The organism is Rhodococcus sp. MurmanLake-1 (assembly GCF_056945715.1).
Genome location: NZ_JBWZNF010000002.1, coordinates 523,841 through 541,793, shown reverse-complemented (window position 1 = coordinate 541,793; position 17,953 = coordinate 523,841). Strand labels below are relative to the sequence as shown.

Here is a 17,953-nt window from a genome sequence, read left to right as displayed (position 1 = left end):
GCGCCGTCCGTTGAACCACCGTCACACTCCTCGTTCTCGATCACTCGTCGCCATGCAGTGTCGTGTAGGTCACGGGCGAAGAGAAAGAGTTGCGTGAGGTTGCCGGGAGTTGCGAAGGGTTGCAGCTGTTGACTTTCGAGCGTTGGCTCAGGCGCCGCTGAGGCTGCCGCGTCTGATCTTGGACAGCGCGCGGTGTTGGACGAGTTCGACGGCGCTCGTTGTTGTTCTCAGTGACAGCGCCGTCTCGCGCACGTCGAAACCGACAACGATGCGAGCTACCAAGACATTGCGTTCGACGGCCGACAGATCACCGAACGGCAGAGTGAGTCGACTGGACGCGGGTAGCGAATCGATTTCGCGACTGATCGCGTCGTACAGATGCGCGAGGAACGCTTCTCCGGCGCGTCGTCGTCGCTGGATATCGGCCAGGACGGAACGGCAGATTCCGACGGCAATACGGTCAGCGTCGACCGGTCGCAATTCGGCACGACAGCGCCGCGTCACCAAAGGCACGATGCGTTGAAGGAGTTCCGCAATCGCGTCACGATCCCCTCGGGACGCATCGTCGGCAACACCGTCGATCGAACGTCCACCTGCCCTGCTTGTCATTCCGATCTCCCCCTGGTTCCACCCTTGGTCGAATTCCCGACTACTGCTCAGGTTTCGAGCTCGCTAGGGGCGTATCGGCTCGGGGCAGATCCCGGTTTGTTCCCCGATGATGTTGATCTCGGCGTTGGAACGAGGGTCAGCGCCGTAGTTGATCTGGTCAGTGCACTTCTCGGGGGGTTCGACGGCACCGGATGGGAGCGGGGCCGGGCATGAACCCATCTGCTCTCCGATGCTGTTGATCTCTGCATTCGAACGAGGATCGCCCGCATAGTTGATCTGATCGGTGCACTTGGTCGACCCGGTAGCCGGACCAGGGGCCGCAGGGGCAACTGTGCTGGCCGAGACCGGCGTCCAGGCCGGTGCTGCTCCACCCGCCGGGACTCCCGGGGTGGATTCGTCCGCGCTGCCGGCCGAATTCGAATTTTCGACTGTCTCCGACGTAGGTGCCACCGTGGTCAGCGGGGGTGTGGTCGCGGACGCCGCGACCACTGACGTAGCCGTCGAACCGTTTTCAGGTGCAGTGGTGTCTTCACTCGAACACGCGGTCATGGCGCACGCGCTTCCGATCGTCAGTACGGCAAGGAACACTCGCAGGCGCCGAGACTTGTTGGTCAGCAAAACATCAGGCATGTGCTCTCACGCTCCTCGATACAGAAATTCGGGTCCGTTCACCTCAAATGGCGAACATCGACGTGACTCACTCTAAAAGCCTGATTCCATCGGTTTCGTAACAGAATTCCGGCGGTCGCGTACCAACTCTCAACGGTCCCGACATTCATACGATTACGTAACGGTGGGTGGCGAAACGCCGATATCGAGATCACGTGTGATCCTATGAAAAGTGCGCATGCCGATGAGACAGTTCGCACCGGCCGGGGAGGGGAAAGTGTTGTATCGGAATGAGATCTGCGAGGGCCGAACAGGCCGCACTCGCAGGCTGTTCGGTACGGCACTCGCGACAGCGGCCGTCGGAGCGTCCGTGATCACCGGATGCGGGTCCACTCAGGGTGTTGTGATCGAAGGCGATGTCGCTTCCACCGGATTGTCCGTCACACAGCCCGCCGACCTGGCCAGACGGGTTGCCGAGAATTCGAGGTTGGGCCGTGCGCTTCTCGACGACCCCGGGGTGTCGGAGGGCGTGAAGACAGAACTCCGATCGTGCCCGGACTGGTATCCGATCTCTGTCGGATCCATCCTTCTCGATCCAGGCGCACCTCGTATCGTGCCGGAGACCGAACTGGTCGTCATGAATGTGTATCCGTGCCAACCTGCCCACCAACCCGGGACCGGAGTATCGATTTCGGTCAACCTCGCCGGCTACGTCTACCGTAGCGGCAAGGCCGGTTCGAGTGAAGACAATCCCGAACTGGGTGAGCGCCTGTTCTCCGTCGAAGAGCGCGGAAAATTCATCGTCAGCGGTCAGCGCGCCGCGAGTTTGTCTGTCCTGGAAACGGATCCGCGACCACCGGAGTTCGAATGTTGCCCGCGTCCGCCGCTGCGAACCGAGTTCCACTGGGATGGAACGGAGTTCATCCGTGATTGATCGCCGTCGCCGCGCGATGCTCGCCGGTCTTTGCCTGCCGGTCGCGTTTACTCTCGCCTCCTGTTCCACCGAGCCTGAATCAGAACCCACTCCGAATATCGCAGCATCACTCGACCCCTCGGATCTCTCACAGGGCTTGAGCATCGATCCTGTTGCCCTCCTCAGAGCAGACCCGGAAGTGTCCGATGCGGTCAAGGACAGTCTCCGACTGTGCGGGGATGCGAACTTCCCCTTCGAAATCCGGTACTCCCACGTGACGGACGCCGTTTGGCAAGATGCCGTCGTCAATGTCTTCACCTGCGAGTCTGTCGGCATCTGGGGACGACCGGCCCCACCGGTCAGCTTCATGGTCGCCGGATTCGTCTACCAGATCGACGAATCGGGCGCTCACAAAGTCTTCGGAGTGCAAGACCCAGGACGCTACGTCGTCGGCTCAACCGGAGGATTGTCGGTCATGGTCGACCTGTGCAAAGACCCCGGCATTCCGGAGTTCTGTCAATCGTCGATTGCATACAAGTGGACCGGTGAAGGGTTTGAGAGTGTTCCGTTCCCATGAAAGCGAAGGCCGATGACCGATCCGTTGATTTTGCTGGTCGAAGACGACGCTGTCATCCGCGAAGCAACGCAATTGAATCTCGAACGCAACGGGTTTCGGGTGATCACCGCATCGGGTGGGTTGACCGGAATGGATTTGGCGGTCGACGCCAAGCCGGATATCGCCGTCCTCGACGTGATGCTTCCCGACCTGAACGGAATCAGCCTGTGCCGACGCATTCGTGAGGAACTGTCGGTGCCGGTCATCATGCTGTCCGCGCGCGACGACCCGGTCGACATCGTTCTCGGATTGGAAGCCGGTGCCGACGACTACGTCACCAAGCCCTTCGACAGCGGTGTCCTGGTGGCCCGTATCCGAAGTGTGCTCCGGCGGGTCGAATCCCATTCCGGTACGGAGAAAGACATCGTGACTCTCGGCGATCTGGAGATCGATCGCGAGTTGGTGACCGTCACGCGTTCGGGCGCCGAAGTGGCACTCACCCCCACTGAAATGAAGCTGCTCCTGATCATGGTGAGTGTGCCGCGCAAAGTCTGGTCTCGCTCCGAACTGCTCTCGGACGTCTGGGATTACGACTGGGGCGGCGATACGCGCATCGTCGACGTTCACATTCAGCGATTGCGCACGAAGATCGGCTCCGAACAGATCCGAACCGTCCGGGGGTTCGGCTACACGATGGACAACCATCGGTGAGATCGCGGGATCTCGCCGCCAAGCTCCCGTCCACCGGGAGGCGGTTGTCGTTTCAGTGGAAGATCGCGGCGGCCATCACGTTCGTGATTGCCGTCGCCTCGATCACGCTCAGTACCGTGATGCATCAAACCTTTTCACACAACCAAGAGGATGCAGCGCGGGCGGCAGCTGATCGCAATCTCCAACTGGTGCTGCAGGACGAAACGGGCAGCATGCGTGCGCTGTTCCGCGCCACCACAGATGGTCTCGACGTTCCGGAAGAGTTGCGTCAGGCCGTGGCGGGCGGCAAACGTGCCACCTACCTTGTCAACAGCGGGGACCAGCCATTTGTCTGGGCTGCTGCCGACGTCAACACTCAGGTGGTGGCGATTCGCGTCCCGTACACCGCGCAGCGGGAATCGATCGCCAGCGTCGATCGGACACTTCGCAACGCCACCATCGCAGTGATCGCAGCGGGTGCCGTCCTGGGTGTGCTGCTTGGACTCGCGATGTCGTATCGATTGCGCTCGGCCGCCCGTGCGGCTCGCAAAGTGTCCACCGGAGCGAACATCCGCGTCCGCTCGGTCACCTGGTCGCTTTTCGACGACGAGATCACCGAGCTGGCGGATGCGGTCGACGCGATGTCGGATGCGCTGCGGGGACAATTGGACGCCGAGAAGCGCGTGACAGCCAACATCGCGCATGATCTCAGGACACCCATCTCCGGACTGGTCGGCGCCGCAGAGCTTCTGCCGCCAGGTAGGCCTACCGAATTGGTGCGCGACGGCGTCCATAAACTCAGGAGGCTTGCCGAGGACGTCATCGAAGTGGCCCGCCTCGACACCACGTCCGAGCAGGCTGACATCCAATCGGTGGAACTGGTACCGGTGGTTCACCACGCGATTTCCACCACCGGGGTGGAGTGCGAAGTGAGAGTTCACGGGACCCCTGTGTCGTACACCGACGCACGTCGGCTCGAGCGGATCATCGCCAACCTGATCTTGAATGCTCGAAATCACGGAAAGCCGCCGATCAATGTCGACGTCGACCACTCCCGCATCACGGTGCGGGATCGGGGCAGCGGGTTCACTGAAGAGTGGCTTCGTCAGGGGCCGAAGAGATTTCAGACCGATTGCGTCGAACGCGGCCCGAACTCGGGCCTGGGCCTCGGCTTGACGATCGTAGTCGGGCAAGCGGCGGTCATCGGCGCTCGTATCAACTTCTCGAACCATCCGAACGGCGGCGCTGTGGTGACGATCGACCTCCCCGAATGCCCGCCAGACGAGTTCGCTTGACACCGAGCCAGTTCGGCCGATCGGCCGGGACGCAATGCCCCGGCCGATCAGTGGTGTCTCAGGTTCAAACCTGTCCGACAGTGACTCCGGTGCGAACGTCCGGTGCACCAAGGCGCGCCGCATCAGCGGTCAGGTCATCGGGCTGCTCCTGCGATTCCCGCTCGGCTGCAACACGCAACCGGTAGTGTTCGATCTCCTCGGCAATGTGCTCGGGAGTCCAACCCAGCACCGGCGCAACCAGTTCGGCTACTTCCGCGGCTGCCGCGTCGCCGCGGTCGGTCACCTCGATGGAGATGCGGGTACGACGGGTGAGGATGTCGTCGAGATGCTGCGCACCCTCGTGACTCGCGGCGTAGTGAATCTCCGCCTTGAGGTACTCAGGGGCGGAGTCCAACGGCTGCCCCAGTTCAGGCCTCGCCTCGATGAGTTCGAACAACTCGTCAGCCAAAGTGCCGTACCGCCCGAGTAGGTGCTCGATGGTCGAAACGTGGAGCCCGGTGCGCTCAGCGGTGAGATGCCGATTGTTGTGTGCGGCAAAATAACCGTCGGCACCCACCAGCTGGATACGCTCGGTGCAGGACTTCGGCACCTTCTGTTCGAGTCCGTGTACCGCGGAATCGACTGCGTCCTTGGCCATCACGCGGTAGGTCGTGTACTTGCCACCAGCGACCACCGTCAACCCTCGAACCGGACTCGACACCGCGTGCTCACGCGAGAGAGTGCTGGTCGAGTCCGATTCGCCGAACAACAACGGACGCAGTCCCGCGTACACACCGACAACGTCCTCGTGCGTCAACTCGTCCTGGAGCAGCTTGTTGACATGTCCGAGGATGTAGTCGATATCGCTTCGGCTCGCTGCCGGATGCGCGAGGTCGAGGTTCCAGTCGGTGTCCGTCGTACCGATGATCCAGTGGCTTCCCCACGGGATCACGAACAGCAGACTCTTCTCGGTCCGCGTGATGATTCCGGTAGAGGAGTTGATGCGGTTTCGCGGGACGACCAGGTGCACACCTTTCGAAGCGCGAACCTGGAATTGCCCTCGCCCACCGACCATTTCCTGGATCTCGTCGGTCCAGACCCCGGCGGCGTTGATGACCTGACGAGCACGGATCTCGAACGCGCGACCCGTTTCCAGATCCACTGCCTTCACTCCGACAACGCGGTCCTCCTCACGGAGAAAACCGATTACGCGGGTGCTGTTCACGCACAGTGCGCCGTATTCGGCTGCTGTGCGCGCCAGCATCATCGTGTGGCGGGCGTCATCTACCTGGCCCTCGTAGAACTTGACCGAACCCCTGATAGCAGAGCGCTTTCCGGAAGGGAACGACTCGAGAGTCTTCTTCTTTCCCACATGCTTGTGGTGTGAGGGAACCCCGCGGCCTGCGCCCATCACGTCGTAGACGCCGATGCCCAGACCGACGTACGGCCGGTCGATCAACTTCTCGAGCGGGTAGATGAACGGCACCGGCTTCGCGAGATGCGGGCACAGCGAGTTCAGAACCAGCGAACGCTCACGCAGTGCCTCGAACACGAGCGCAAAATTGAACTGCTCCAGGTAACGCAGTCCGCCGTGGAACAACTTGCTGGACCTGCTCGAGGTTCCGGACGCGAAGTCACGAGCCTCCACCAAGCCCACCTTCAGACCACGAGTTGCGGCATCGAGCGCGCTACCCGCGCCGACCACGCCACCGCCGATGACCAGGACGTCGAGTTCGGTTTCTTCCAACTTCTTCAGCGACTCCGCCCGCGAGGACGGACTCAATGCTTGTGCTGTGCTCATGAAAAGGGTTCCTTCACTTGAAAATAGGTAGAAATTCGGGCGCCGCTATCAGTCTGCGTCGACCCAGTCGAGTGTCCGAGTGACGGCTTTCTGCCAGCCTGCGTACAGCCGCTCACGCTCGGCCGAATCCATCGACGGCGTCCAGCTCTTGTCCTTCGCCCAGTTGCTGCGAATGTCGTCCTCGCTCTCCCAGTACCCGACCGCGAGACCAGCGGCGTACGCAGCGCCCAATGCCGTGGTCTCCGCAACGACAGGGCGGATCACCTCGACGTCGAGCAGATCAGCCTGGAATTGCATGAGGAGTTCGTTCGCGACCATTCCGCCGTCGACCTTGAGTACCTTCAAGTCGACGCCCGAGTCGAGGTTCATCGCCTCGATCACCTCACGGCTCTGGTACGCAGTCGCTTCGAGTACCGCCCGGGCAAGGTGCCCCTTGTTCACGAACCGGGTCAGACCGACGATGGCACCGCGGGCATCCGCGCGCCAGTGCGGTGCGAACAGACCCGAGAACGCAGGCACGAAGTACGCGCCACCGTTGTCGTCCACAGAGCGCGCATTGACCTCGATGTCGGCCGCGTTGTCGATCATGCCGAGGTTGTCCCGAAGCCACTGGACCAGCGAACCGGTCACGGCGATCGATCCTTCCAGCGCGTAAACCGTTGGCTGCTCACCGATCTTGTAACAGACCGTAGTCAACAAACCGTTCTTGCTCATCACCTTTTCGGTGCCGGTGTTGAGGAGCACGAAGTTGCCGGTTCCGTAGGTGTTCTTCGCTTCTCCGGGTGAGAGGCAGGCCTGACCGAAAGTCGCTGCTTGCTGATCGCCGAGGATTCCGGCGATCGGCACACCGGACAACGTTCCGCGTTCGCGTACGAATCCGAAAGTTTCGGACGAGCTGCGAATCTCGGGGAGCATCGATTCGGGGATGCCCATGTCGGCGCAGATCGCCGAATCCCAAGCGAGAGTGTCGAGATCCATCAACAGGGTGCGCGACGCATTGGTGGGGTCGGTTGCGTGCACTCCGCCGTCGACGCCGCCGGTCATGTTCCACAGCACCCAGGTGTCCATCGTGCCGAAGCACAACTCTCCTGCTTCGGCCTTCTCACGCGCACCCTCGACGTTGTCGAGAATCCACCTGACCTTGGGACCCGAGAAGTACGTGGCCAAAGGCAATCCGGTGACTTCGGTGTACTTCTTCGGCCCGTCCTCGCCGGCGAGTGCAGTACAGATTCGATCGGTGCGTGTGTCCTGCCAGACAATTGCGTTGTAGACGGGTTTTCCGGTGGCGCGTTCCCACACCACCGCTGTCTCACGCTGATTGGTGATGCCGACGGACGCGATATCGGCCGCGGTCAGGTCTGCGTTTGCCAAAGCGCCCGCGGTGACGTTGCGGACGTTGTCCCAAATTTCGATCGGATCGTGTTCGACCCAGCCTGCCTGCGGAAAGATCTGTGTGTGCTCGTGCTGTTCGACAGCGACTACGTGCCCACTGTGATCGAAGATCATGCAACGTGTGGAGGTGGTTCCCTGGTCTATCGCGGCTACGAACTGCGTCATCGTGCTACCCCTTTGGTATCGAAAGAAAGTACGAGAGATTGACTGTCAGAGATAATGTTTCGCGGTCACGCCGGTATCGACGCCGGCTCCTCGGTCGCTTCCTCCGCCGACTCGTCGTCAGGCAGGAATCTTCCAACCAGCTTGTCGTAGAGGAACACTCCGATCGGAGCGCCGATCAGGGGTCCCACGATGGGCACCCAGAAATACAAGCTCCCGTACTGATCTCGCCAGGCGCTGCCGTAGCCGGTGATGAAGGACGCCAGTCGTGGCCCGAAGTCGCGCGCCGGGTTGATGGCGTACCCCGCGTTGGTCGCCCAGGCGAATCCGATTCCCACCACGATCAATCCGACGACAAACGGCGCGAGATTCGCAAGCGGCGGAGTTCCACGAGAATCGGTGACTGCAACGATGAGGAACAACAGGATGGCGGTGCCGATGATCTGATCGATCAGAGCCGAGCCGAGACTGACCGGAAGCGTTCCGTTTCCGGGCATCGTCGAGAAGATCGTCTGGGTGGCGGTTGTGTGTCCGGGATCGATCGCATTGAGCATGTCGTTGTAATTCCACCGGACTATCAACGCGGCGACAAAGGCTCCAGCGGTCTGCGCCAGGGTGTACGGCAGCACCTTGCGCCAGGAGAATCCCCGGAAGATCGCGAAGGCGAAGGTCACTGCGGGGTTCAGATGAGCACCCGTCACCCGGCCTGCGACATAGATGCCGAACATGACGCCGAGTCCCCAGGCCCACGCAATACTGTCGTGTCCGCCGAGACCCCCACCGCTCCCGCCGGACACAACCTGCGCCACAACTCCGACGCCGAACAAGATCAAGATCATCGTTCCGGCGAACTCGGCTGCCAACTCGCCTGGAAGCCCCAATCGCTTGGCTTTCTCCATCCCCACCCTCACTTCGTTGTGATGCATGTCATAGTTTGGATTGCTGCACCCGTAGCGTAAAGCCCATTGCACATTCACGCATAGCTCGTGCACATATGTGCAAATGCGTCATTTGCGCACCGTAACGCGGGTAACAGACACACTTCTGGGACTTTGCGTGATCGAGCGGCTCAACCTGGTTCTACTCGGATAGGATTCGGTTCAGTGCTCTTGCACGTACGTGCAGACAGGACGAACCCATGGAAACTCCCACTTCCGACTCCGCTACCTCCGATCCGGCGGACCCTCGCATCGCCGACGCCGTTCAGGCCGCACGCCTCTATTACTTCCAGGACCAGACCATGGCTGCCATCGGCCGCGACATGGGGGTGTCCCGATCCACCGTCTCCCGATTGATCACCTACGCGCGCACCTCAGGCCTCGTCGAGATCAAGATCAGCACCCCGCACGGCCAGGCTCCTCGCATCGAACGCGAGTTCTCGGAACGGTACGGAGTGCGCGCCCACGTGGTGACGGTGCCGGAACTGGTGGGCGATCTCGAGCGACTCGAGAAGGTCTCAACCTTTGCCGGACGCCTGCTCGCGTCGTTCTTCGACAGCGATATGGTGATGGGGATCGCCTGGGGAACCACTCTCAGTGAAGTCAGCAAGCACCTTGCCCCCAAACGCACGTACAACTCGTACGTCGTGCAACTCAACGGCGCAGCGAACACTCGCACCACCGGAATCTCGTACGCCAGCGACATCATCAGAACCATCGCCGACGCCTACGGCGCTCTCCCCCAAAGATTTCCGGTCCCCGCATTCTTCGACTACCCGGAGACCCGGGAGCAGTTGTGGCGCGAACGAAGTATCAAACGCGTACTGGACATGCAAAAGCGAATGGACCTGGCAGTCTTCAGCATCGGCGTACCGGGCGGCAACGTCCCGAGTCACGTCTACACCGCCGGATACCTCGAACCCGATGAAGCAGAAGCACTTCGACGCGACGGAGTAGTCGGCGACATCGCAACCGTATTCTTCCGGTCAGACGGGAGCTACCGCGGAATCGAACTCAACGAGCGCGCGAGCGGCCCACGACTGGACCTTTTCGAGAAGGTCGCCAGGCGCGTGTGCATCGTCGCCGGAACAGCAAAACTGCCCGCGCTGGAGGGCGCACTACGGGGCGGGCTGATCACCGACCTGATCATCGACGACGTCAGTGCCACCGCGCTGGTGTCCTGACCGCTGCACCAGCTTCTCGATTCCGTCGAGCAGTAAGCCAAGCGAGAAACTGAAATCGAAGGCATCGTCGCCGGCGGCCTCACCCTCCGGGCTGCCGTCCTCGAAGCCGCCCTCCTCGATTGCGGCACTCAGGTGGGGGAATTCCTCCCGATTGATGACACGAGCAATGAGAGCACCGTATGCGACGTCGTCATCTGCCGACTGCGCTGAACGAGTAGCCAGGTCGGCCGAGAATCGGGCGCGGCCGATGACGAACAACGACACGTTGGTCACCACCTGGAACTTCGACGCGGCACTCAGGGCGACACCGTCGAGGGCGCTCAGACCCGCGTCGAGCCACGCCATGTTGTTGGGCCCGGTCGGTGGAGCCGTGATGGGCAGCTTGAGCCACCACGGTCGACTCAGCATCGTGGCGTACTCCTGATTCGCCCACGCCTCGAGCTTGACGCGCCAGGTCACGCCGTCGGGAATCACCGGCGGTGGCCCGATCACCCGATCCGAAATCAGCTCGATCAGTTCGTCTTTGCTTGCCACGTAGCGGTAGAGCGACATGGTCGTGAACCCGAGCGCTTTGGCCACGCGGCCCATCGACAGAGCCGTGACACCTTCCGCGTCGGCCAACTCGATCGCGGTGTCGAGAATTTGCTCGAGACTGAGCCCCTTCTTGGGACCCCGCGTTCCCGGCTGGTCCAGTCCCCAGGCCAGTTCAACTGCTCTCGGTAGCGCTCCGCGATCCATAAGCTCCCACTCTTCACTCTTGCCATCATCCTAGAACTGTGTACGCTATAAACACGAGTTTATGACATACACAGTTCTTACTTGGAGGTCTCGATGTCAGGAACGATCCCCGCAATCTCGGTCCGCGGACTCCGTAAGCGCTACGGCGATCAACAGGTACTGGGTGGACTCGACCTGTCGGTCCCGGCCGGATCGGTGTACGCACTCCTCGGCGCGAACGGCGCCGGAAAGACCACGGCCGTAAGAATTCTCACCACCCTCATCCCCTTCGACGGAGGCGAGGTCACGGTCGCGGGGCATTCACTGCCCGGAGATCCACAGAACGTTCGGCGGCGCATCAGCGTGACCGGGCAGTACGCGGCCGTCGACACCTTGCTGACCGGATTCGAGAACCTGATCCTACTGGGCGAACTGAATCACCTGGGCCGGAAGAACTCCCGTCGCCGTGCCGAGGAATTGCTCGACCAGTTCGATTTGACGGACTTCGGCGACAAACGCGCCGGCGACTACTCGGGCGGCATGCTCAGACGACTCGACATCGCAATGAGCCTCGTCGCCCGACCGGACGTCGTCTTTCTCGACGAACCCACCACCGGCCTGGACCCGCGGAGCCGCCACGAAATGTGGTCGATCGTTCGAGGACTTACAGCGTCAGGCGTCACCATCTTCCTCACCACCCAATACCTCGACGAGGCAGACGAATTGGCCGATACAGTCGGCGTGCTGAGCGGCGGTCGCCTCGTCGCCGAGGGAACACCGGACGAACTCAAACGCCTTGTTCCCGGCGGCCATGTCGCTCTGCAATTCGAGAACCTGGCTCAACTCGAACTCGCCGCGGCATCACTGCCGCAGGCGCATTCGAATGCCGAGACCTTGACCCTGCACATCCCTTCCGACGGGGCGGTTCCTTCGATCAAAGCCATCCTCGACTCGATCGACGATCCGTCGATCACCGTCGAGAAGTTCTCCGTTCACACTCCGGATCTGGACGACGTGTTCTTCGCGCTCACCGGATCAGGCCAACCCGAGATTGCGAGCGTTCGATGACCTCCACCATTGCAATCGATTCCGCGGTGATGCTCCGCCGGAATCTCAAACACGTTCTGCGCAGTCCGGATTCGATGATCACCGCGATAGCCCTTCCGGTCATGCTCATGCTGCTGTTCGTCTACGTCTTCGGCGGCGCCATCAACACCGGTAGCGAGTACATCGACTACGTCGTACCAGGAATCATCCTTCTGTGCGCCGGTTTCGGTGCCTCGACCACCGCGGTCAGCGTCTCGAGCGACATGAAGGACGGGGTCATCGACCGTTTCCGGACCCTGGCGATCTCTCCGTCGTCGGTCCTGACCGGTCATGTACTGGCCAGCGTCGTCCGCAACGTCCTGACTACGGCGATCGTGGTCGTCGTTGCGCTGATCATGGGATTTCGCCCGACCAGCGATCCGTTGCGCTGGCTCGGCGTCGCCGCTGTGATCGTCGCCTTCGTCTTTGCCATGTCGTACCTCTCGACAGCTTTGGGGCTCTTGGCCAAGAACCCGGAGGCTGCAAGCGGATTCACCTTCGCCATCATGTTCCTGCCCTACGTCAGCACTGCTTTCGTACCGGCTGAGACCATGCCGTCATGGCTGCAGGGATTTGCCCGGCACCAACCGGTAACCCCGATCATCGAGACGGTGCGCGGACTCCTGATGGGCACGCCGATCGGGAACAGCGCGGCCATCGCCCTCGCGTGGTGCCTGGGCATCGCCGCCGCGGGATTCGTGTGGTCGAACTGGCTCTACCGACGAAAGACCGCGAGCTGACCACACAAGAAAGCCCCACACCTGACGGTGCGGGGCTGCTTGCGCTGTGCGCCTTTATTAACCGCGGGGGGTTAATAAAGGCGCACAGTGAATTACTTGGCTTCCAGCAGATCGATCACGAAGACCAAGGTCTTGCCGGAAAGCTGGTGCCCTGCACCGGCGGGGCCGTATGCCAGCTCCGGCGGAATGGTGAGCTGGCGACGTCCGCCGACCTTCATGCCCGGGATGCCGTCCTGCCAACCCTTGATCAGGCCACGAAGCGGGAACTGAATGGACTCGCCACGGCTCCAGGAAGAGTCGAACTCTTCACCGGACTCGAACTCGACACCGACGTAGTGAACGTCGACGGTGCCACCGGGAACGGCTTCGGCGCCTTCTCCGACAACCAGATCCTTGATGACCAGATCGGTCGGCGCGGGGCCTTCCTGGAACTCGATTACGGGCTTGCTACTCATGGGTCCTCCTCGTTGAGGCGAAAATTGTGGGCAGGGGCTAGCGGGTGGTGATATCCCGATAGTCACGCTCGGTGTAGCCGGTGTAGATCTGGCGCGGGCGGCCGATCTTCGTAGCCGGATCCTCGTGCATTTCACGCCAGTGCGCAATCCAGCCGGGCAGACGGCCCATGGCGAACAGCACCGTGAACATGCGCGGCGGGAACCCCATCGCGCGGTAGATGAGGCCGGTGTAGAAGTCGACGTTCGGGTAGAGCTTGCGCTCGATGAAGTAGTCGTCCGTGAGGGCGGCCTCTTCGAGTTGCATTGCGATGTTGAGCAGTTCGTCGTCGCCGCCGAGCTTGGCGAGGATGGTGTGCGCGGTTTCGCGGACCAGCGCAGCGCGCGGATCGTAGTTGCGGTAGACGCGGTGCCCGAAGCCCATGAGCTTCACGCCGTCTTCCTTGTTCTTGACCTTGCGGACGAACTCGGCTGCGGTGCTGCCGCTGGCCTTGATCTCGTCGAGCATCTCGAGCACTGCCTGGTTCGCGCCGCCGTGCAGCGGGCCCCACAGTGCGTTGATGCCGGCAGAGACGGAGGTGAACAGGTTGGCGTCCGACGAGCCGACCATGCGCACGGTTGACGTGGAGCAGTTCTGCTCGTGGTCTGCGTGCAGGATCAGCAGCATGTCGAGTGCCTTGGCGACCTCGGGATCACCCTGGTACGGCTCGGCCGGGAAGCCGAACGTCATACGCATGAAGTTCTCGACCAGGTTCAACGAGTTGTCCGGGTACAGGAACGGCTGTCCGACGGACTTCTTGTACGCGTACGCAGCGATGGTCGGCAGCTTCGCAAGAAGACGGATGGTGGACAGTTCCACCTGCTCCGGATCCTCGGGATCGAGCGAATCCTGGTAGTACGCCGACAGTGCGTTCACTGCGGAAGAGAGAACCGGCATCGGGTGAGCGTTGCGCGGGAATCCGTCGAAGAACCGCTTGAGGTCCTCGTGGAGCAGGGTGTGTCGACGAATGCGGTCCGTGAAGGACTCGAGCTGGGCGTCGGTCGGCAGTTCGCCGTAGATCAGCAGGTAGCTGACCTCGATGAACGTCGACTTACCTGCCAACTGCTCGATGGGATATCCGCGGTAACGCAGGATTCCCTGCTCACCGTCGATGTAGGTGATTGCAGAACTGGTGGATGCAGTGTTCACAAAACCGGGGTCAAGGGTGGTGTACCCCGTTGTGGCCAGCAGCTTTCCCAGCTCGATGCCGTCATTGCCCTCTGTTGCCCTGGCAATGGACATCGTGTACTCACCACCGGGGTAAGTAAGCGTGGGCTTTGTGTCATTGTCAGCGGGCACGAAGGATCCCTCTCAAGCTCGAACCAACGAGTAACTACATGCGATCAACTAGAAACTAGTCGCACGGGAGAGATCGTGCCGAAGGAGGGTCGCTCCACGGCTATTTTTCGGGTACTCACGAACCCGACATACCCACCGAAACTGAAACACGTTCCAGGCTGGGTTTTCCCACTCGCGTGACCGGTACTCCAGTCTACGGAATCGCGCATTTACCCACACTGATCTGCAAATCTCGGCAGCAATCCGAGAATGGGACCAATGTCGGACCGTCCGGAGCACTGACACGAGGTACCGAAAACCGATTGCTATCGGCCGATGCCTACTCGGCGTTACACGATCCCACGGTATGAGAGCCGGATCACAGAGCCTTGATGCCCCAGCTACCCGTCCACGTCTGCCCCGGGTGAAGCACCAGGAGGTCGATGCCCGAATTGAAGGCGTCAGGCGGGCAGGTCATCGGTTCCAAAGCCAATGCGCGGCCGCGATCGGGATACCCCTTGTCGTTGGCGGGATCTGCGATGAAGGCCTGAATCCACGGGAACTCGCGGTTGGTCCACAGGGCAGTGCCCGTTCCATCCGGAGCCAGCAGCTCATGTTGCGTCCGACCACTGCCGTCGACGACGTCCAATGCGCTGTATGGCGTGTCCAACTGAACCCCGTCGAGCAGTCTCGGTGTCCGGAAGTCGTAATCCGTACCGGCGACTGCCTGCGAATACGCGTTCGGCAGCATCCTCGCCGGATCGATCGGCAACCGCGTGCCTGCGGCCAGATGCAGCGCACATTCGTCGAGCGGAAAGTCGCCGGCGCGAATGAAAGTGTGCATTCCGAGCCCGAACGGAGACGAGGTCGCACCCTTGTTCGTGGCCGTATGCGTGACGGTCAACCCGTCGGCACCGACCTCATAGGCAATCGTCAGCTGCAACGGATACGGCCAACCCTTGTGCAGTCCGACGTCCACCGACAGTTCGACGCGCTCGTAGGTGTGGTCCACGAGGCTCCAATTGCGACGACGGACGAACCCGTGGCTCGCGTTCCCCAGCGCAGGTTCGGTGATCTCGAGTTGATGCTCGATGCCGTCGAACATGAAGTGCCCGTCGCGAATTCGGTTGGGCCACGGCGCGAGAACCAATCCGGCCGACAGCGGTGGCTTCGATCCGAGCGCCCAGGTCTCGGTCAGCGCGCGCTGACCGTTCGGACCTTCGTGGTCGAGAAGCCGCAACCCGGCACCGGCCGCGGCGATCTCGGCTCGATAGCCGCCACCACGGATCTCGAACCCTCCCCTACCCGTGCTGTGCGGCGCAGTCATACGTACCAGTTTCCACCACGAGCGACCGGTTAACCAGGACGTCAGACGGCGCGTCCCACCTTGTAGCGAACGAACGCCGGAAATGCGAGGGCAGAAAGGACAACACCGACAATCACCAGGAAGCCGCCGCCCGCTGCCGCGACACCGGTCCCGAACAGGAAGGCCGCACAGCCGTGCAGGACGTCACCGATGCGCGGACCACCTGCCACGACCACGATGAACACGCCCTGCAGTCGTCCGCGCATGTCATCGGTTGCCACTTGCTGAAGCATCGTGCTGCGGAATGCGGCCGAGACCATGTCGACGGCGCCGCCGAATGCCAGGAATGCAACCGCCACCCAGAGCAGAATCACACTGGAACCGGGACTCGCGAAGTACACCGCTACGCCGAAGCCGACCATGGACAGCCCCCACAGCGCGATGCAGACCAGCACGGCCCGCCCCTGGTACTGAACCCGTGGCAACCAACCCGAGAACACTCCGCCCAGAACGGCTCCCACCGACATCGCTGCGAACAGCAGTCCGAGCGCAAAACCGCCGCTGGCGGGGTCACCGAAGGATTCGTGTGCGATTTCCGGGAACAGCGCTCGCGACATCCCGAACACCATCGCGATGATGTCCACCACAAACGACGCGAGCAGAACCTTCTGCGTCGCGAGATACGTGAAACCGCCGAGGACCTCGCTCAGCCCGGCCCGCCGAGACGTGCCGGTCGGCGGAATCGCCGGGAGCTTCCATACTGCCCACAACGTGGCGATCAGAAAGATCGAGTCGAGCAGGTACAGCAGTTGCAGACCGGCCGACGGTATGAGGACACCCGCCAGTAGCGGGCCGGCTATTGCACCGAACTGCACGACAGTCATGTTCAGCGAGTTCGCGGCAGGTAACTGCCTGCCCGGAATCAACCGAGGGATGATCGCCGCTCGCGTCGGTTGGTTCACCGCGAAGAACGCCTGTTGAACCGAGAACAATCCGAGCACCAACCACACGTTGTTCACGTTCAGAGCAGCCTGGATCCAGAACAGCACCGACGTGACACCGAGTCCGATCGAGGTGATCATCAACAGCCGTCGTCGATCCATGACGTCGGCAAGTGCGCCGCCCCACAGACCGAAAACGACCAGCGGGACCAGACCGAAGATTCCCGTCAGACCGACGTAGGCCGAGCTTCGGGTGATCTCGTACACCTGTTGCGGTACTGCGACCACACTGAGCTGAGCGCCGATGACGGTGACGATGCCGGCCGTCCACAGCCGTCGATAGTCGCGATTCTCGAGCGGAGTCGTGTCCGCGAGTAACCGGCTCACGGCTGGAGACGGACGGCGGACCACTGTCCGTCGACCAGGCTCGTGCGAACTCGATTGTGCATGCGGTTGGCGCGTCCTTGCCAGAACTCGACGGACTCGGGCCGAATCAGAATCCCGCCCCAGTTCGGTGGCACCGGAATTTCACCGTCCACACCGAATCGGGCGGCGACCTCACGCAGTTGCTCGTCGAGATCGGCACGCGAGTCGATCGGACGAGACTGCGACGACGCCCACGCGCCGAGCTGCGATCCACGAGGCCTGGTTCGCCAATACTCCTGCGTCAGTTGAGCACTCACGCGCTCGGTGGTGCCGCGGACGATCACCTGCCTGGCAAGGGTCAGCCACGTGAAGTTGGCCGACGCGTACGGGTGCGCGTCGAGGTGACGAGCCTTGTCGGATCCGTAGTTGGTGAAGAAGAGGACACCGTCTTCGCTGAGCCCTTTGCAGAGCACGGTCCGCGACGCCGGACGGCCACCGTCGTCCACCGTCGACAGAGTCATGGCGTTGGGCTCCGGCGCGTCAGCTTCGACGGCGTCCACAAGCCATTGACGCATGAGGGGCAGCCAACCGGTCTCGACGACCGAGGTATCCAATTCCGCACTCATGCGGTCCTCGACGGACTCCGATTCGCTGCCTGCTTGCGGATAGCCCACACGCATGGCCGCGAGTTCGTTGTCCACCGCCTGCGGGTCCTGACGTTCATTCGACACAGCCGAGAACGCTACTCCCGGGTACTCACTGGCCAACGGCTACGCGGCACGCGCTAAAGTTTGCCGTGGCTAGACCCGACCCCGGACCGCGAGCCGCACCAGCGACAGCAACCGAATCGGGACGAGACGATTGCGCAGTACAAAACACGGTGCGTGCTCATCCCTGCG

Annotated in this window: 18 protein-coding genes; 7 read left to right on the top strand and 11 right to left on the bottom strand. The window is 61.9% G+C overall.

The genetic code is table 11. The features are described 5' to 3' along the window. Positions 1-147: 147 nt before the first annotated feature. A complete protein-coding gene (locus AC2ETI_RS08935; RefSeq protein WP_060938163.1) occupies positions 148-609 on the bottom strand; it encodes a hypothetical protein in 462 nt (153 codons plus the stop codon). A gap of 63 nt (positions 610-672) precedes the next feature. Further along, complete coding sequence (locus AC2ETI_RS08930; protein WP_020970475.1) at positions 673-1,239, bottom strand: hypothetical protein; 567 nt, start codon at positions 1,237-1,239, stop codon at positions 673-675. A gap of 256 nt (positions 1,240-1,495) precedes the next feature. On the opposite strand from AC2ETI_RS08930, the gene AC2ETI_RS08925 reads away from it, so the two are divergent. From AC2ETI_RS08925 to AC2ETI_RS08910, 4 genes are read left to right on the top strand one after another with little or no spacing between them, the layout of a single operon-like run. Then, positions 1,496-2,152 carry a hypothetical protein gene (locus AC2ETI_RS08925; protein WP_020970476.1) on the top strand — a complete coding sequence of 219 codons (657 nt, stop codon included), beginning with the start codon at positions 1,496-1,498 and terminating at the stop codon, positions 2,150-2,152. After that, entirely contained in the window at positions 2,145-2,708 is a 564-nt protein-coding gene (locus AC2ETI_RS08920) for a hypothetical protein (protein ID WP_483633802.1), read from the top strand. The genes AC2ETI_RS08925 and AC2ETI_RS08920 overlap by 8 nt, the downstream gene beginning before the upstream one ends. 12 nt (positions 2,709-2,720) lie before the next feature. Then, entirely contained in the window at positions 2,721-3,398 is a 678-nt protein-coding gene (locus AC2ETI_RS08915) for a response regulator transcription factor (protein WP_020908777.1), read from the top strand. Further along, positions 3,395-4,672: a sensor histidine kinase gene (locus AC2ETI_RS08910; protein ID WP_483633801.1), complete on the top strand. Its 1,278-nt coding sequence runs from the start codon at positions 3,395-3,397 to the stop codon at positions 4,670-4,672. The genes AC2ETI_RS08915 and AC2ETI_RS08910 overlap by 4 nt, the downstream gene beginning before the upstream one ends. 64 nt (positions 4,673-4,736) lie before the next feature. On the opposite strand, the gene AC2ETI_RS08905 is transcribed toward AC2ETI_RS08910, so the two are convergent. From AC2ETI_RS08905 to AC2ETI_RS08895, 3 genes are all read right to left on the bottom strand, one after another. Continuing rightward, positions 4,737-6,452, bottom strand: a complete 1,716-nt coding sequence (locus AC2ETI_RS08905) for a glycerol-3-phosphate dehydrogenase/oxidase (RefSeq protein ID WP_020908779.1) — start codon at positions 6,450-6,452, stop codon at positions 4,737-4,739. Between the two features lie 48 nt (positions 6,453-6,500). Beyond that, positions 6,501-8,009, bottom strand: a complete 1,509-nt coding sequence (gene glpK / locus AC2ETI_RS08900) for a glycerol kinase GlpK (RefSeq protein ID WP_483633800.1) — start codon at positions 8,007-8,009, stop codon at positions 6,501-6,503. A 65-nt stretch (positions 8,010-8,074) separates the two neighbouring features. Continuing rightward, entirely contained in the window at positions 8,075-8,905 is an 831-nt protein-coding gene (locus tag AC2ETI_RS08895) for an MIP/aquaporin family protein (protein WP_021345269.1), read from the bottom strand. A 239-nt stretch (positions 8,906-9,144) separates the two neighbouring features. Here AC2ETI_RS08895 and AC2ETI_RS08890 point away from each other — a divergent pair, with 239 nt between their 5' ends. After that, complete coding sequence (locus AC2ETI_RS08890) at positions 9,145-10,128, top strand: sugar-binding transcriptional regulator (RefSeq protein WP_483633799.1); 984 nt, start codon at positions 9,145-9,147, stop codon at positions 10,126-10,128. Here the strand turns inward: AC2ETI_RS08890 and AC2ETI_RS08885 are convergent. Next, positions 10,063-10,866 (bottom strand): TetR/AcrR family transcriptional regulator, encoded by an 804-nt coding sequence (locus tag AC2ETI_RS08885; RefSeq protein WP_021345270.1) that lies wholly within the window; start codon positions 10,864-10,866, stop codon positions 10,063-10,065. The two genes, AC2ETI_RS08890 and AC2ETI_RS08885, sit on opposite strands and share 66 nt — an antisense overlap. Positions 10,867-10,959: 93 nt before the next feature. Between AC2ETI_RS08885 and AC2ETI_RS08880 the strand changes: the two genes are divergently transcribed. Continuing rightward, positions 10,960-11,913 carry an ATP-binding cassette domain-containing protein gene (locus AC2ETI_RS08880; RefSeq protein WP_020970481.1) on the top strand — a complete coding sequence of 318 codons (954 nt, stop codon included), beginning with the start codon at positions 10,960-10,962 and terminating at the stop codon, positions 11,911-11,913. Then, complete coding sequence (locus tag AC2ETI_RS08875) at positions 11,910-12,671, top strand: ABC transporter permease (RefSeq protein ID WP_133727946.1); 762 nt, start codon at positions 11,910-11,912, stop codon at positions 12,669-12,671. Before AC2ETI_RS08880 ends, AC2ETI_RS08875 begins: the two co-directional genes overlap by 4 nt. Positions 12,672-12,763: 92 nt before the next feature. Here AC2ETI_RS08875 and AC2ETI_RS08870 read toward each other — a convergent pair whose 3' ends face one another. The 5 genes from AC2ETI_RS08870 to pdxH form a co-directional block, all read right to left on the bottom strand. After that, positions 12,764-13,126 carry an FKBP-type peptidyl-prolyl cis-trans isomerase gene (locus tag AC2ETI_RS08870; RefSeq protein WP_019744913.1) on the bottom strand — a complete coding sequence of 121 codons (363 nt, stop codon included), beginning with the start codon at positions 13,124-13,126 and terminating at the stop codon, positions 12,764-12,766. Positions 13,127-13,163: 37 nt separating this feature from the next. Beyond that, entirely contained in the window at positions 13,164-14,462 is a 1,299-nt protein-coding gene (locus AC2ETI_RS08865) for a citrate synthase (protein WP_483633798.1), read from the bottom strand. Between the two features lie 358 nt (positions 14,463-14,820). Next, complete coding sequence (locus tag AC2ETI_RS08860) at positions 14,821-15,768, bottom strand: aldose 1-epimerase family protein (protein WP_020908787.1); 948 nt, start codon at positions 15,766-15,768, stop codon at positions 14,821-14,823. A gap of 41 nt (positions 15,769-15,809) precedes the next feature. Next, positions 15,810-17,075: an MFS transporter gene (locus AC2ETI_RS08855; RefSeq protein WP_483633797.1), complete on the bottom strand. Its 1,266-nt coding sequence runs from the start codon at positions 17,073-17,075 to the stop codon at positions 15,810-15,812. Continuing rightward, the gene (pdxH, locus tag AC2ETI_RS08850; protein WP_007733483.1) at positions 17,072-17,785 is read right to left on the bottom strand and encodes a pyridoxamine 5'-phosphate oxidase; all 714 of its coding nucleotides are present in this window, start codon (positions 17,783-17,785) and stop codon (positions 17,072-17,074) included. Before pdxH ends, AC2ETI_RS08855 begins: the two co-directional genes overlap by 4 nt. Between the last annotated feature and the right edge of the window lie 168 nt (positions 17,786-17,953).

Excerpts from the sequence above, each read along its gene's own strand:
- AC2ETI_RS08875 (WP_133727946.1), top strand. The coding sequence starts at position 11,910 with ATGACCTCCACCATTGCAATCGATTCCGCGGTGATGCTCCGCCGGAAT.
- AC2ETI_RS08915 (WP_020908777.1), top strand. The coding sequence starts at position 2,721 with ATGACCGATCCGTTGATTTTGCTGGTCGAAGACGACGCTGTCATCCGC.
- AC2ETI_RS08885 (WP_021345270.1), bottom strand. The coding sequence starts at position 10,866 with ATGGATCGCGGAGCGCTACCGAGAGCAGTTGAACTGGCCTGGGGACTG.
- glpK (WP_483633800.1), bottom strand. The coding sequence starts at position 8,009 with ATGACGCAGTTCGTAGCCGCGATAGACCAGGGAACCACCTCCACACGT.
- AC2ETI_RS08860 (WP_020908787.1), bottom strand. The coding sequence starts at position 15,768 with ATGACTGCGCCGCACAGCACGGGTAGGGGAGGGTTCGAGATCCGTGGT.
- AC2ETI_RS08890 (WP_483633799.1), top strand. The coding sequence starts at position 9,145 with ATGGAAACTCCCACTTCCGACTCCGCTACCTCCGATCCGGCGGACCCT.
- AC2ETI_RS08905 (WP_020908779.1), bottom strand. The coding sequence starts at position 6,452 with ATGAGCACAGCACAAGCATTGAGTCCGTCCTCGCGGGCGGAGTCGCTG.
- AC2ETI_RS08880 (WP_020970481.1), top strand. The coding sequence starts at position 10,960 with ATGTCAGGAACGATCCCCGCAATCTCGGTCCGCGGACTCCGTAAGCGC.
- AC2ETI_RS08870 (WP_019744913.1), bottom strand. The coding sequence starts at position 13,126 with ATGAGTAGCAAGCCCGTAATCGAGTTCCAGGAAGGCCCCGCGCCGACC.
- AC2ETI_RS08895 (WP_021345269.1), bottom strand. The coding sequence starts at position 8,905 with ATGGAGAAAGCCAAGCGATTGGGGCTTCCAGGCGAGTTGGCAGCCGAG.
- AC2ETI_RS08930 (WP_020970475.1), bottom strand. The coding sequence starts at position 1,239 with ATGCCTGATGTTTTGCTGACCAACAAGTCTCGGCGCCTGCGAGTGTTC.
- AC2ETI_RS08935 (WP_060938163.1), bottom strand. The coding sequence starts at position 609 with ATGACAAGCAGGGCAGGTGGACGTTCGATCGACGGTGTTGCCGACGAT.